The following is a 12,355-nucleotide window of genomic DNA, read 5'->3' as shown; positions in this document are numbered from 1 at the left end:
TCTTAAATTTAGTATCCTCATGCATATCAACTCTTAATTTAACAAATTTTCTTTCTCTCATTTTTAACACACTCCTCTGTAAATTTAATTCCTACATAGGATATATGCTTAAATTTTAAAGATTACATATATTTTTGAAATTTTTTTCTCACTTTTCTTTAGAGATTTTCTTAAAATATACAATTATTGCAATATATACAACTATATTTTACATGCTTGCTAAATTTTAAGCGGATATCTTCACTAGAAATCTATATGCTCAAATATAGTCTGTTTCCCTCTTTAAAATAGATACCTTCTTCACTCTTTCGAACTATTATTTTTCCATTTGTAATTTCCACAACTTCATTTTCAATATTTTCTGCAATTGCTTTTTCTGCTAATATATGAACAATTACTTTATCACTGTATTCAGTATCTTCTATATGCCATGAATTCTGTCCGCAAAGATACTGAACCTTCCCAAATAAGTCATACTCCATTTCAAAGCTTAATTTTAGTCCTTCAACCTTTTCAACAATTCCTGCTGCTTTTATTGCTATGCTTGCCCCTTTTGTATAAGCCCTAGTTAGTCCTCCTGTACCTAAAAGTATCCCTCCAAAGTATCTTGTTACAACAACGGCGCAATCTGTCACTCTGCTTTTTTTCATTACTTCGAGAATCGGTATTCCTGCTGTTCCTTGAGGCTCCCCATCATCAGAGTATCTTTGAATATTCATATTTTGCCCTATAATATAAGCTGAACAATTATGTCTCGCTTGCTTATGCATATTCTTTATCTCATTTATAAAAGCCTTAGCTTCATCTTCACTTTCTACTCTTTTTGCATATCCAATAAATTCAGACTTTTTTTCTTCAAATCTATCTTCTCCAAAATCTCTTATTGTAATGTAAGACATCTCTATCCAGCTCCTTTGCAATTTAAGTTACTATATTAAATTATACTTGAGTTTATCAATTTAATTCCATAACTTTAATAATCAATCATTCTTTACAGAAATTATTTCTTCCCTAAGCATTCTCATGCCGCTTTCTATTTTTTCTTTATCCGTTTGATAGAAAGATATTCTAAAAGAATCTTGTCCATCGCTTTGTGATGTAAAAAAGATTGCTCCAGGAGTAATATACACATTTCTTTTTCTTAATCGCATGAAAAGTTCTGTTGTGTTTATCATAAAATTTTCTTTTAGTGTTACATAAAAATTTAATCCGCCTCTCGGATCTTCATATGTTAATATATCTTTAAAATCTTTTTCCAATATAGATTTCACAAGTTTATATCGTTCTATATATTCATCATTTAAATTTTTAATATTTGTTTTCCACTTTTCACTTGAAATATATAATTCCAATGCCCTTTGCATTAAACTTGAGGTTGTTATATCTGTATTATGTTTTGAACTTTGAAGTGTTTCTCTAAATATTGTTGGTGCCACTAAATAGCCTAGTCTTATTCCAGGAAGAAATATTTTTGAAAAACTTTTTATATAAATAACTCTATCATTCTTATCGAGCCATTTAAAAGGTACATATTCTAAAGATTTTTCATATATGAGCTCAGATAAATAATCATCTTCTATTATGTAAAAATCATAAATTTCTGCAAGATCTAAAATTCTCTTTTTCTTTTCCAAACTGTAACTTATACCTGTAGGATTTTGAAAATAACTCATTGTAAAGAAACATTTTATTTCGTTCTTTTGAAGTATTTTTTCAAATTTATTAAGGTTTATTCCATCTTCTTCAACTGGTACCTCAAATAAATTAACTTTTCTCCACTTAAAGACTGATAACGCTCCAACATAAGTTGGTTTTTCAACTATTATATTATCATTTATATTCAATATTCCTTTTGATGCAATATCAATTCCTTGCTGTGCCCCTGATACAATTATTATATCTTCATTATTTAATTTGTTATTCCAAAAAGCTCTATTTATAGTATATATAAGATCTGTATATCCATTTCTATTATCTGATAAAAGCGCGTTTGCTCCATCTCTTTCTAGAACTTCATTTATAATATATTTCAAATCATCTATTGGAAACAGTACTTCCTTTGTGGTTTCACCTGTAAAATCAATTATCTCATTTAAATCCCCTAAAGATAATTTTTTTAATGTATTCGAATATTCTCTTCTTAAATTCGAAGCAACTTCTTTTCTTTTAGCAAAACTTCCGCTTCCTACTTTTTGATAGGCATATCCCTCAGCCTTTAATTTATTATAAGCACTTACTATTGTGACATTATTTACGCCTAACGTTTTTGATAATTCTCTTATGGTTGGGAGTTTATCTCCATCTTTAATTTTTCTTTTATCAATTAAATTCTTTATATAATTAGCTATTTGAATATACTTAGGTACCTCTTCATCTTTAAACTTAAAATCTTTATAAATATTCATAAACTTCCCCTTATACTAACAATGTTCCTTAATTATAAATTTTATATGAATATACATTTTCACTTACTAGCTTTTCATTACATGGTAATTCCAACTTCTTAGTCTCTTTTGCTACCAATTTTCGTTTGTATAACTCCTTCAATATATCTTCAATTTTTATGTTAAATTCTTTGAATGAATCACTATTTTTTATTTCATATGAACTTAAAAACATATTTTTCTCAAATAAATAATCTAATAAAGATTTAGACGCCTCATTTATGTTTTCATCTAAAAAATTTTCTATATAATCTACAGTTTCCTGTATACTTTCTTTTGTACATTTGTTATTAAATAAATTTTCAATTATTATATTAAACTTATTATTTAAATTTGTAGCCATTTTTACAGAATCTTTACTTACACTATAGCCATTTAGGTTTAAATATAATTTTGCAAAACTGTCTAGTGTTCTAATTAATACCTCATAGGATGTAAATGTATTATCATTTTGTAGATACTTTTTAGTCACCCTGATATCCTTTATAGCATTCCCCAAATATACAAGATTCCAAGTTTCTCTATATTTATCTAAACTATATTTTGCCTTATTAAAAATGCTTTCAATTTCATCATCTCTAGAAAAAATTATCTTTGAAGATAGGAGTAAGTTTCTTATAAGTCCTTTATTACCATTGCTTTCATATGACTCCAAAAATTTATCTTTATTTAATACTTTCATATGTACTGGTACACCTAGTATTTCTGAATATATATCTCTTACTTCTTCAAAGACATCTTTATACACAACAAATAGATCTATATCAGATTCTTCCCAAAGATCTCCACTAATTATGCTTCCAAATGCAAATATAGCTAATACTTTTTTGTTGACTTTTAATGTATTAATTAATTTCTCAGAAGCTTTCTGATAATCTAATATGGATTTTGCCATCTTATCTCCACCTTTTTTCGCCTAAGGTAATAATTATCTATCATTTTAAATTACCACATGGGCATTTTACTAAAACTTATTATCATTATAACTGAAACAATCAATTATTTAAAGAATTCCTACTTTAAATAACATTTTATTAATCTATAAATCTTTATCATAAATTAAATAAAGATTCTCAAAATAATTAAACTCGAGAATCTTCATCAAAACTAAATGGAGGGCAGTTTCTATCCATATTATTTAATTGTGCAACATACAATTTTATTCTTCTACTTAAGACACCCAGCATATCAGCTATTTCATCATTCATTTTATAGCATAATTTAAAGGCATCTTTAACTTCTTTTCTATCTCCTGATGCATTAATATTAAGATTTTGTGCAACAATTGACATATTAGATGATGCAAAAGCAATGAGGTTTACAGCATCGATTAGGGGCCTTACTTCTCTTGTAAAATAAATATTGCTTAATACTTCAATTTTAAGCGATGCAATATTATCCCTAATTAAAGTCATAGCTACTATAGCTTCACTTAAATTTTTGATATTATTCAAAAGCTCCTGCTGCCTTGCTTTCATTTCTTCATAAGCTTTATCACTCTCTGAATAATTAGCTTTAGATGCATCTTCATTATTATCAGAAGCCTCTGATGTATTATTTTCAGCAGTACTTGCTTTAGCTTTACTTCCAGTTGATTTTGCACCACTTTCTTTTTTCTCTGTATTACTACCTAAAAAAATTTCAGCAATTTCATCAAAACTTGTTTTTTGCTTACTTTCTTGCTCATGAAAAGAGCTAGCTTCATTACTATTTTCTCTATTCTTGTTTGAATTGTTTTTTTTAAAATTGCTTTTCTTAGGACCACGTTTGGATCTTCTTCTGCCCATGACTATGCATTCCTTAATTAATACTCATATATAATATATTAATTAAAATGTCTTATTATTCTTTTACCTCATGCTCTACTGTCTTGTTGTAAACCTCATCATCCACTTCAACCACCATATAGGTTCCATTATCCTTATATTCTTCTTCTAATACTCTTCCATTTCTATGCAAATATGATGAAACATCACTCTTTTCATATGGTATTAAGTATTCTACTTTTCTATAATTATAAGGCAGTTTCTCTTCGATTAGATTTAGAAGTTCTTCTAAATTAATTTTTTCTTTAGCTGAAATCTCTATTACTTCATGATTTTCTATTATTTCTTTTAGAGCTGCTATTTGTTCTTCTGTTGCCATATCTATTTTATTTAATATTAATATTGTTTCCTTATTTATAGCTCCAAGTTCACTTAACACTTCATTTACAACCCTATATTGATCTATAGCACTATCTGAAGATGCATCTATTACATGACATAGAAGATCTGAAAAAATCACTTCTTCTAAGGTAGACTTAAAGGCTTCCACTAAATCATGAGGTAATTTTCTTACAAATCCAACTGTATCTGTAAGAGTTATTACGCCTTTTTTACTTAAGGTTATTGCTCTTGTTGTAGTATCTAGTGTTGCAAAAAGCATATTTGCTTCAAATACTTTTTCTTTCGTTTTATTTTCTTTTTTCGCAGCTAAATCGCAAAGAGCATTTCTTAAGGTAGATTTTCCTGCATTTGTATACCCAACTAAAGATACTTTAGGGATATTCTCCTTATTTCTTTTTTCCCTTTGAACATCTCTGGTTTTCTTTATTTTTTTAAGCTCATCCTTTAAATCATATATTGTCTCCATTATATGACGTCTATCAGTTTCAAGTTTCTTTTCTCCAGGGCCTCTAGTTCCTATTCCTCCACCAGTTCTAGATAATACAGTACCTAATCCCTGCAATCTTCCTAGTCTATACTTTAACTGAGCTAACTCAACTTGTATTTTGGCTTCTTTAGTTTTAGCTCTTGTTGCAAATATTTCTAAAATCAATGTAGTTCTATCAATTACTTTAGCTCCTATTGCTGCTTCTAAATTCCTAACTTGAGATCCTGAAAGTTCATCATCAAATATTATTACATTAGCTCTTTCTACCTGCCTCATAGATGCAATTTCTAACACTTTACCTCTACCTATAAAATATGCTGCATCAACTTTGTTTCTGCTTTGAAACACTGTTTTTAATACTGGTATGTTACAAGCTTCTGTAAGTTCACTTAATTCTTCCAAGCTTTCCTTAGTATCAGAGCCTACCAAAATTGCTTTTTCTTCTGTTTCCTCTATAACATCATTTGTTTTAATTAAATTTTCTATAAATCTTATCCTATCCAATATATTTATAGATAGTATCTCTTCTAGTGAGAGATTGCTCTTTTCTTCAGCTTCCAATTTATTGTTATATAAAGCAAGCATCCCTAAAGAAAAATCTACTATATTTCCATCTATTACAGCAACTGATATAATTGCATCTAATTTTAACTTTAAAAGAGCCGTTAAATCCAAAGCTGACAGATTGCAGTATCCATTTGGATGAGTATGAATCACCCTGACTCCTGCTAACCTTTTTTCTTCAATATCTATTAGAGGAATTTCAACTGATGTAGAATCTCCAATAGCTACTGAAGTAACATTACCTTTTCTATTTATTCCTATACTTACTTCTCTTTCAATTAGGCTAGATATTTTTGAAATTATATTTAAGATTTCTATATTACATACTTCATCTTTTAAATTTCTAATGGAATAAATACTCTCTAATTCATCCAATATTGATTTTCTAATACCTTCAATATTTCCATATATCATAATAAACACCTCACATAAGCCATGGGACACCTTTTAGATTAGTGACAAGCTATGAGTGATAAGTTTTAAATTAAGAACAAAATCCCTTTAGGATTTCTAAAAACATTATCTATTCTTAAGAAAATCCAGCAGCTTTTCTACCATAACTCACAACTCATAACTCTCAGCTTCTTCTATGTCCCTATCTTGACAATTTTCATATAATTTTATACTATTAATTCATTAATTATAACTTATACAAATGATAATTGACAATGTATAATATAATAATTAGGAACATATTTTTGTGAAACTTTTTAGATTAACTTTACACATACAAAGGACTTTTGCAAATATTAGACTTGATTCTATGCTCCAAATTTTCAATTGTACATTACATAATAAGTTAATCGAATTATAATAATTTAATAAATATAAAAGGAGTTTTTAAACAAATGGACGATAAGAAACGAAACATTCTTTTTTCTGAAGAACAAATCAATTCTAGAATAAAGGAATTGGGTAAAATTATTACTAAAAATTATAAAGGTAAAAACCTTTATGTTCTATCTTTACTTCGTGGGAGTTTTGTATATGCTGCTGATTTAGTTAGAGCCATAGATTTAAATACTAAAATAGGCTTTATGACTACCTCTAGTTATGGTCACAGTGAAACTTCTTCTGGATCTGTTAAAGTAGTTCAAGATATTTCTGATGATATTAAAGGATGGGATGTTCTTATAGTCGACGATATTGTTGATACTGGAATTACAATGGATTTTGTTTACAATCACGTAAAGAGCTTAAATCCAGCTTCTGTAAAAACTTGTGTTCTTCTTGATAAACCATCAAGAAGAAAGATAGATATCAAGCCTGATTATTGCTGTTTTGAAATAGAAGATGTATTTGTAGTAGGATATGGATTAAACTACGGTGATTTCTATAGAAATGTACCTTATGTATTTAATTGGGAAAGTTAGTCTAGTTGTACGTTATGAATTACAGCTTAAGAGTTAAAGGATGAAATTCAAAAAGAAAGTTTGAGAATCCAAATACAAGATGCTCGCAGAGAAAGTTCTGCTGACCAAAAGTAAGACTTTGAGCATCACTTTTGGATTCTCACTTTTCCTTTTTAGGGATTTTTAAAACATTTTTGTCTTTGAAATGCTTAAAGACCTTTTTTCCTCGACTCATAACTCATAGCTTTTAATTTTTAACTGTATTATCTGGCAAGCCTAAGGTTGCATTTGGGATTTTTCCGACTATTATGGTATCTGATACTGGAATTTGTGTTGTTACATCAACATCCTGATTCCTAAGTGGTAACTTTAATCTTATTTTAGCCATAACATTTAAATATATCTTATGTCTAGTTTGATTTATTCCAGCACTTTCAAATTTTGATTCATAACTCGTACTTATGTTTCCAATAGGTTCTATTTCTACGGTTATTTTTGGTCCTAGACTAAAAAATGCACTCTTACCGCTCATCCAGCCTAATGGAACTTTTACAGAAGAGTTTTCCATATTACTTAGTGCGGTATTGCATTCAGTGGCTAATTTAGCTGCGATATAATTTAATTTTACAGTATCAGCTTGAACTAAAATTATATTTCCTTCACTATTTTTTTGTATTTTCACCATTTCATCATATTTAAAATCCTGTGACAGAATCTCAACACTTTTTTCATTTATTATATTCAAGGTTTGAGACTTCGCCATCATTGTCGCTATTTCAATTACTGAAGGCATAACTCTTTCGTCAAAAAATACTATTGTTACATTAAAAACAACAATTATGAAAATAATTACCACTATAAATGATATATACTTATGACCCTTACGTTTGGTATAATATTGCATCATTAACACCTTTATATTGAGTTCTATATTTAATAATACTATAATTATGCTATAATGGTATGAAATATTATTAAATTATTAACCTTATATTTTTTTAGGAGGATAAAATGGCAATTAACGATAAAGCAAAAAGGACGAATAGTACTCCGAAAAGCAAAAGAACTGGAACGCCCACTAGTCATAAGAAATCAAAAAAGCCCAAAAAAACTAAAACAATATTTAAGGGCATATTATTTGGTTTACTATTTTGTTTCCTCGCAATTATGATAGTAGGTGCAGGTTATGCATTTGCTGTTATAAAGACTACTCCACCACTAAATGTTGAAGCTGTATTATCATTAAATCAACCTTCAAGCATATATGATAGTAATGGAGACTTTATGGACAATATTCAAACAGATGAAGAACGTTATGTTATAGATTCAAGTAAAATTCCTGCTAATTTAAAAAATGCCTTTGTGTCAATTGAAGATGAGAGATTCTATAAACACAATGGAATAGATATTCAAAGAATTGCAAGTTCCGCCTATCTAGATGTAACAAGAATGATAACTGGACAAAAAGGGTTACACGGCGCTTCTACAATAACGCAGCAATTATTAAAAAATACAATTTTAACCAACGACGTTACCCTTGAAAGAAAAATAAGAGAAGCTTATTTAGCAATCAATCTAGAAGATAATTTGACTAAAGATCAAATTTTAACGGCTTATTTAAATACGATTCCTTTAGGTGGTCATGAATATGGAGTTGAAGCTGCAGCTTTATACTACTTTGGCAAAAGTGCTTCTGATCTATCATTAATTGAATGTGCCTATATTGCAGGTGTTACACAGGCTCCAACTTATTACATGGCTTATACTGAAAGTAATATGAAAGATCCTACACCATATATTAATAGAACTCTAACTGTTTTAGAACAGATGAATAAACTTGGATATATAGATAATTCGGAGTATTCTAAAGCTGTTAATGATGTAAAAAATGGTGGCTTAGTATTTAAGTCTAGCAAAAAAGATTATCGCTTAAATTATGAATGGTTTGTATATCCTGCTGTAGCTCAAGTTAAAGAGGACTTAAAAGAAAAATATAATTATTCAGATGATGAAGTATCAAAACTAATAGTTAATGGCGGTCTTAAGATATATACAACAATGGATAGAAATCTTCAAGATTTTACTCAGTCAACTTTAAATGATTATAAAAATTTAGGAATTAGCAATAAGGAAACCTACGATAAGGATGGTGTCCCTTTACTTCAAGCATCAGCAACTATAATGGACTATAGAACTGGTCATGTTCTTGCAATGGTTGGTGGCAGAGGTAAACAACAGCCTCAATCACTTAATAGAGCCTATGATGATTTGCGTCCAATTGGTTCTTCAACAAAACCATTAACTGTTTATGGTCCTGGTATTGATAAAAAAATTATAACTGCAGCTACAACTGTAAATGATGCTCCAATTCCTGAAGCAATCGGGAAAAAGTATGGTACAAGTGGTGAACCTTATAATCCATTAAATTCTCCTAATGAATATGATGGGCTAATGACTTCAAGAGACGCTCTTACTCATTCAAAAAATACAGCAGCAGTACTCACTGAAGATAAAGTCGGTTTAAAAACAGGTATTGAATATGGGGAAAAATTAGGCTTGAAATACAATTCTGCATCAAAAACATCAATTGCAGCTCTTGCCTTAGGCCAGTTTAATAACAATCCTAACGATAGGGATGGAGGCAATACTTCTATTTTAGCAGCTGCTTATGGTTCCTTTGGTAATAACGGAACATATACAAAACCTGTATTATATACTAAAGTTGTTGATTCTTCTGGTAAAACAATACTTGATAATACTAAACCTAAAGAAACTAAAGTTTTTTCACCTCAGGCAGCATATATTTTATATGACATGTTAAAAGGACCAGTAAATGAATATAATGCTACTGGTGCAAGATTTAGCGATATGCCTGTTGCTGGTAAAACTGGTACTACTTCTAATTCTACAGATTTATGGTTTGCTGGACTTTCCCCTTATTTATCTGCTTCCGTTTGGATTGGATATGATAAACCTACTAAACTTCTTGGCAGTTCAAGCGGCTGTGCTGTTGTATGGGGAAAATTAATGGCTAAAGCCCATGAGAATTTAGCTGTAAAAGATATAGAGATGCCTGATGGTATAAAAAGTGTTGATGTTTGTAAGGATTCTGGGGACCTTCCTACTCCATTCTGCAGTCAGGATATTAGAGGTAATAGAGTTTATAGTGAATTATTCATTGATGGAACTGAGCCGACAACAACTTGTCAAATACATGCTACTCCTAATTCGAGTATATTAAATAGCCAGCTTCCACCACCTGATGCTAAAGATATTACAACAGATGATGATAAGAAAGTTCAATCTGAAACCAATAATGATGCACTTGTGCCCCCTAATGCTAAGGACACCTCTCCATTGCAAGGCAAAAATGGCAATGGTAATGATATTGGTAATAGTAATGGTAATGATGGTATTGCAAATAGCAACAACAATACTCATAATTCTGCTGGACCTGGCAGTACCAATACTAATGGTGCACCTCCAATTCCAACAAGAAATTAGGCACATTAAAATGAAGGTAGAAGATAACTTATAAAAAAAGATGATAATCATTCATTTGATTATCATCTTTTTATCTTTAAAGCACATGAAAACAAATAACATATCCAAAGCTCCCATTGTGCCTAATTTGCTATCACTTTTTTCTCTGCTCCGTCTTTTAATATATTTAATATATTTCCATTTTCAGAACTCACAAATATTTTCCAACTCACATTGTCATCTTTATCATTTTTACCATCTACAGTTATTATATAACAAACTTCATATACTGGACTTGCGCCCTTGTCCATCTTATTATCTGAATAAACTAAATTGGTTTCCACCCTAGCAGCACCTTCTTTATTATACTTATCGAAAGCATCTATAGCTATCTTCTTCGCTTCTGTATCAGAAATGTTTATTACAGGTTCTTTACATTCCCTCTGCATTGTGGAGTTCGAATATCCATCTAAAAAACCAGTTTCCTTGTCAATATTCACTTTTATTTCATCAAAATAAAATGGATATCCATTTTTCTCTTTTGTATATATAAACGAATAATATGGTAAACTTTTCGAATCGTCATCATTGTTAATTGACTTTAATACTATATTATCATCATAAATGTTCTTTAAGTATTCTTCTGCTAAATTCTTTGCATCTTGTATGTTAATTTTAGTTTCATTAATTGGTATTTCTTTTTTTGCAAAGCCTATTACATTATCATTTTTATCTAAATCAATCCCAAAATTTTTAGTAACTATACTCCTATAAATCAATTCATCTTGGTTGTTTACTATTCTACTTCTTTTATATTTTATAGAATTTAAATTTTGTTCAGTACTTACTGCATTTATCAAGTACAACTTAGCCATAAATTCTTTAGATGCCTTAATATCCTTTGCACCTGGTCCAATAAAATTGTAAAGTATTATGCCTACAGCTATAAGAAGGCAAACTAGAGTTACTCCACTTATAATACTGGCTTTTTTTAATTTCATCAACTCCCCCCTCTAACAAGTTATTCTCTTATTAATATTATAACATAGTTTATATATCAATACCTGTATTTGAGTTTTGCGGGCAGATCAAAAAAACTACTAATGATAGTAATTTTTAAGCATTAACTTTTTTTATTATGTTCATAAATTATAAATTACTATAAGTTTGCTTATAGTAATTTATAATTTTAAATATGTTTAATAATTTAATAGTTCATCTATATTTTTTACTTCTGAAAACCAAAGCTTCATTTCTTCATTAGCGCTTTCAATATTATCAGAGGCATGAACGCAATTTTCTGTTTTGCTTCTAGCATATCTATGTCTTATAGTTCCTTCTTCCGCATCACTTGGGCTTGTTGCTCCATTGATCTTACGGATCTTAGCTACTGCATCTTCTCCTTTTAGTATCATCGCACATAAAGGACCTCTAGTAATGAATGTTATAAGCTCTTCATAAAAATCTTTTCCTTTGTGTTGAGAATAATGCCTTTCAGCAATTTCTTTTGTAGCTTTCATTAATTTTAATTCCACTATTTTTAATCCATTATCTTCATAACAGCTTAAAATATTGCCTATTATATTCCTTTCTACCCCGTCTGGCTTAATTAATACTACACTTCTCTCAATCATCTCAATGCCTCCATATCTTGTGATTTATTTCATGATTATAACTCACTATGAATAGTATACTAAATTTTCTGAAAATTTCAAATACTTTTATTATTTTATTATGTTTTCCTTATATTATGCTATAATTAAAAATAAGGCACATGAAAGAAAATGACAGACAAAGATGCCACGCATATTTTGCGTCAGGCAAGGAAGTAAATTCTGCTCATAGTGGGTCTATTAG

10 protein-coding genes are annotated in these 12,355 nt (G+C 29.4%); 2 read left to right on the top strand and 8 right to left on the bottom strand.

Going from position 1 to position 12,355, the window contains the following annotated elements:
- Window positions 1-251: 251 nt before the first annotated feature.
- From CLOBL_RS24995 to hflX, 5 genes are all read right to left on the bottom strand, one after another.
- Window positions 252-899 carry a YigZ family protein gene (locus CLOBL_RS24995; protein ID WP_077861485.1) on the bottom strand — a complete coding sequence of 216 codons (648 nt, stop codon included), beginning with the start codon at window positions 897-899 and terminating at the stop codon, window positions 252-254.
- 81 nt (window positions 900-980) lie between these two features.
- On the bottom strand, window positions 981-2,405 hold the full coding sequence (locus CLOBL_RS24990; protein WP_077861484.1) for a PLP-dependent aminotransferase family protein: 1,425 nt from the start codon (window positions 2,403-2,405) through the stop codon (window positions 981-983).
- 28 nt (window positions 2,406-2,433) lie between these two features.
- Window positions 2,434-3,339, bottom strand: coding sequence for a nucleotidyltransferase domain-containing protein (locus CLOBL_RS24985; RefSeq protein WP_077861483.1), 906 nt, complete (start codon window positions 3,337-3,339; stop codon window positions 2,434-2,436).
- Between the two features lie 187 nt (window positions 3,340-3,526).
- Window positions 3,527-4,231 carry a hypothetical protein gene (locus CLOBL_RS24980; protein ID WP_077861482.1) on the bottom strand — a complete coding sequence of 235 codons (705 nt, stop codon included), beginning with the start codon at window positions 4,229-4,231 and terminating at the stop codon, window positions 3,527-3,529.
- A gap of 55 nt (window positions 4,232-4,286) precedes the next feature.
- Window positions 4,287-6,077: a GTPase HflX gene (gene hflX, locus CLOBL_RS24975; RefSeq protein ID WP_077861481.1), complete on the bottom strand. Its 1,791-nt coding sequence runs from the start codon at window positions 6,075-6,077 to the stop codon at window positions 4,287-4,289.
- A 434-nt stretch (window positions 6,078-6,511) separates the two neighbouring features.
- On the opposite strand from hflX, the gene hpt reads away from it, so the two are divergent.
- Window positions 6,512-7,036: a hypoxanthine phosphoribosyltransferase gene (gene hpt, locus CLOBL_RS24970; RefSeq protein ID WP_077861480.1), complete on the top strand. Its 525-nt coding sequence runs from the start codon at window positions 6,512-6,514 to the stop codon at window positions 7,034-7,036.
- Between the two features lie 226 nt (window positions 7,037-7,262).
- On the opposite strand, the gene yunB is transcribed toward hpt, so the two are convergent.
- The gene (gene yunB, locus CLOBL_RS24965; protein ID WP_077861479.1) at window positions 7,263-7,919 is read right to left on the bottom strand and encodes a sporulation protein YunB; all 657 of its coding nucleotides are present in this window, start codon (window positions 7,917-7,919) and stop codon (window positions 7,263-7,265) included.
- Between the two features lie 107 nt (window positions 7,920-8,026).
- Between yunB and CLOBL_RS24960 the strand changes: the two genes are divergently transcribed.
- The gene (locus tag CLOBL_RS24960; protein WP_077861478.1) at window positions 8,027-10,519 is read left to right on the top strand and encodes a PBP1A family penicillin-binding protein; all 2,493 of its coding nucleotides are present in this window, start codon (window positions 8,027-8,029) and stop codon (window positions 10,517-10,519) included.
- 122 nt (window positions 10,520-10,641) lie between these two features.
- Here the strand turns inward: CLOBL_RS24960 and CLOBL_RS24955 are convergent, their stop codons facing one another.
- Window positions 10,642-11,499 carry a YcdB/YcdC domain-containing protein gene (locus CLOBL_RS24955; RefSeq protein WP_077861477.1) on the bottom strand — a complete coding sequence of 286 codons (858 nt, stop codon included), beginning with the start codon at window positions 11,497-11,499 and terminating at the stop codon, window positions 10,642-10,644.
- Between the two features lie 198 nt (window positions 11,500-11,697).
- A complete protein-coding gene (gene ndk / locus CLOBL_RS24950; RefSeq protein WP_009172093.1) occupies window positions 11,698-12,132 on the bottom strand; it encodes a nucleoside-diphosphate kinase in 435 nt (144 codons plus the stop codon).
- Between the last annotated feature and the right edge of the window lie 223 nt (window positions 12,133-12,355).

The organism is Clostridium sp. BL-8, from assembly GCF_002006495.1.
Classification (GTDB): Bacteria; Bacillota; Clostridia; order Clostridiales; family Clostridiaceae; genus Clostridium.
The sequence above is the reverse complement of the archived record's forward strand: the minus strand, read 5'-3'. Positions and strand labels throughout refer to the sequence as shown.

What these genes read in the sequence shown, in the direction of transcription:
- CLOBL_RS24995 (WP_077861485.1), bottom strand. Translation starts at nt 899, where the DNA reads ATGTCTTACATTACAATAAGAGATTTTGGAGAAGATAGATTTGAAGAA.
- ndk (WP_009172093.1), bottom strand. Translation starts at nt 12,132, where the DNA reads ATGATTGAGAGAAGTGTAGTATTAATTAAGCCAGACGGGGTAGAAAGG.
- CLOBL_RS24955 (WP_077861477.1), bottom strand. Translation starts at nt 11,499, where the DNA reads ATGAAATTAAAAAAAGCCAGTATTATAAGTGGAGTAACTCTAGTTTGC.
- yunB (WP_077861479.1), bottom strand. Translation starts at nt 7,919, where the DNA reads ATGCAATATTATACCAAACGTAAGGGTCATAAGTATATATCATTTATA.
- hpt (WP_077861480.1), top strand. Translation starts at nt 6,512, where the DNA reads ATGGACGATAAGAAACGAAACATTCTTTTTTCTGAAGAACAAATCAAT.
- CLOBL_RS24960 (WP_077861478.1), top strand. Translation starts at nt 8,027, where the DNA reads ATGGCAATTAACGATAAAGCAAAAAGGACGAATAGTACTCCGAAAAGC.
- CLOBL_RS24990 (WP_077861484.1), bottom strand. Translation starts at nt 2,405, where the DNA reads ATGAATATTTATAAAGATTTTAAGTTTAAAGATGAAGAGGTACCTAAG.
- CLOBL_RS24985 (WP_077861483.1), bottom strand. Translation starts at nt 3,339, where the DNA reads ATGGCAAAATCCATATTAGATTATCAGAAAGCTTCTGAGAAATTAATT.
- CLOBL_RS24980 (WP_077861482.1), bottom strand. Translation starts at nt 4,231, where the DNA reads ATGGGCAGAAGAAGATCCAAACGTGGTCCTAAGAAAAGCAATTTTAAA.
- hflX (WP_077861481.1), bottom strand. Translation starts at nt 6,077, where the DNA reads ATGATATATGGAAATATTGAAGGTATTAGAAAATCAATATTGGATGAA.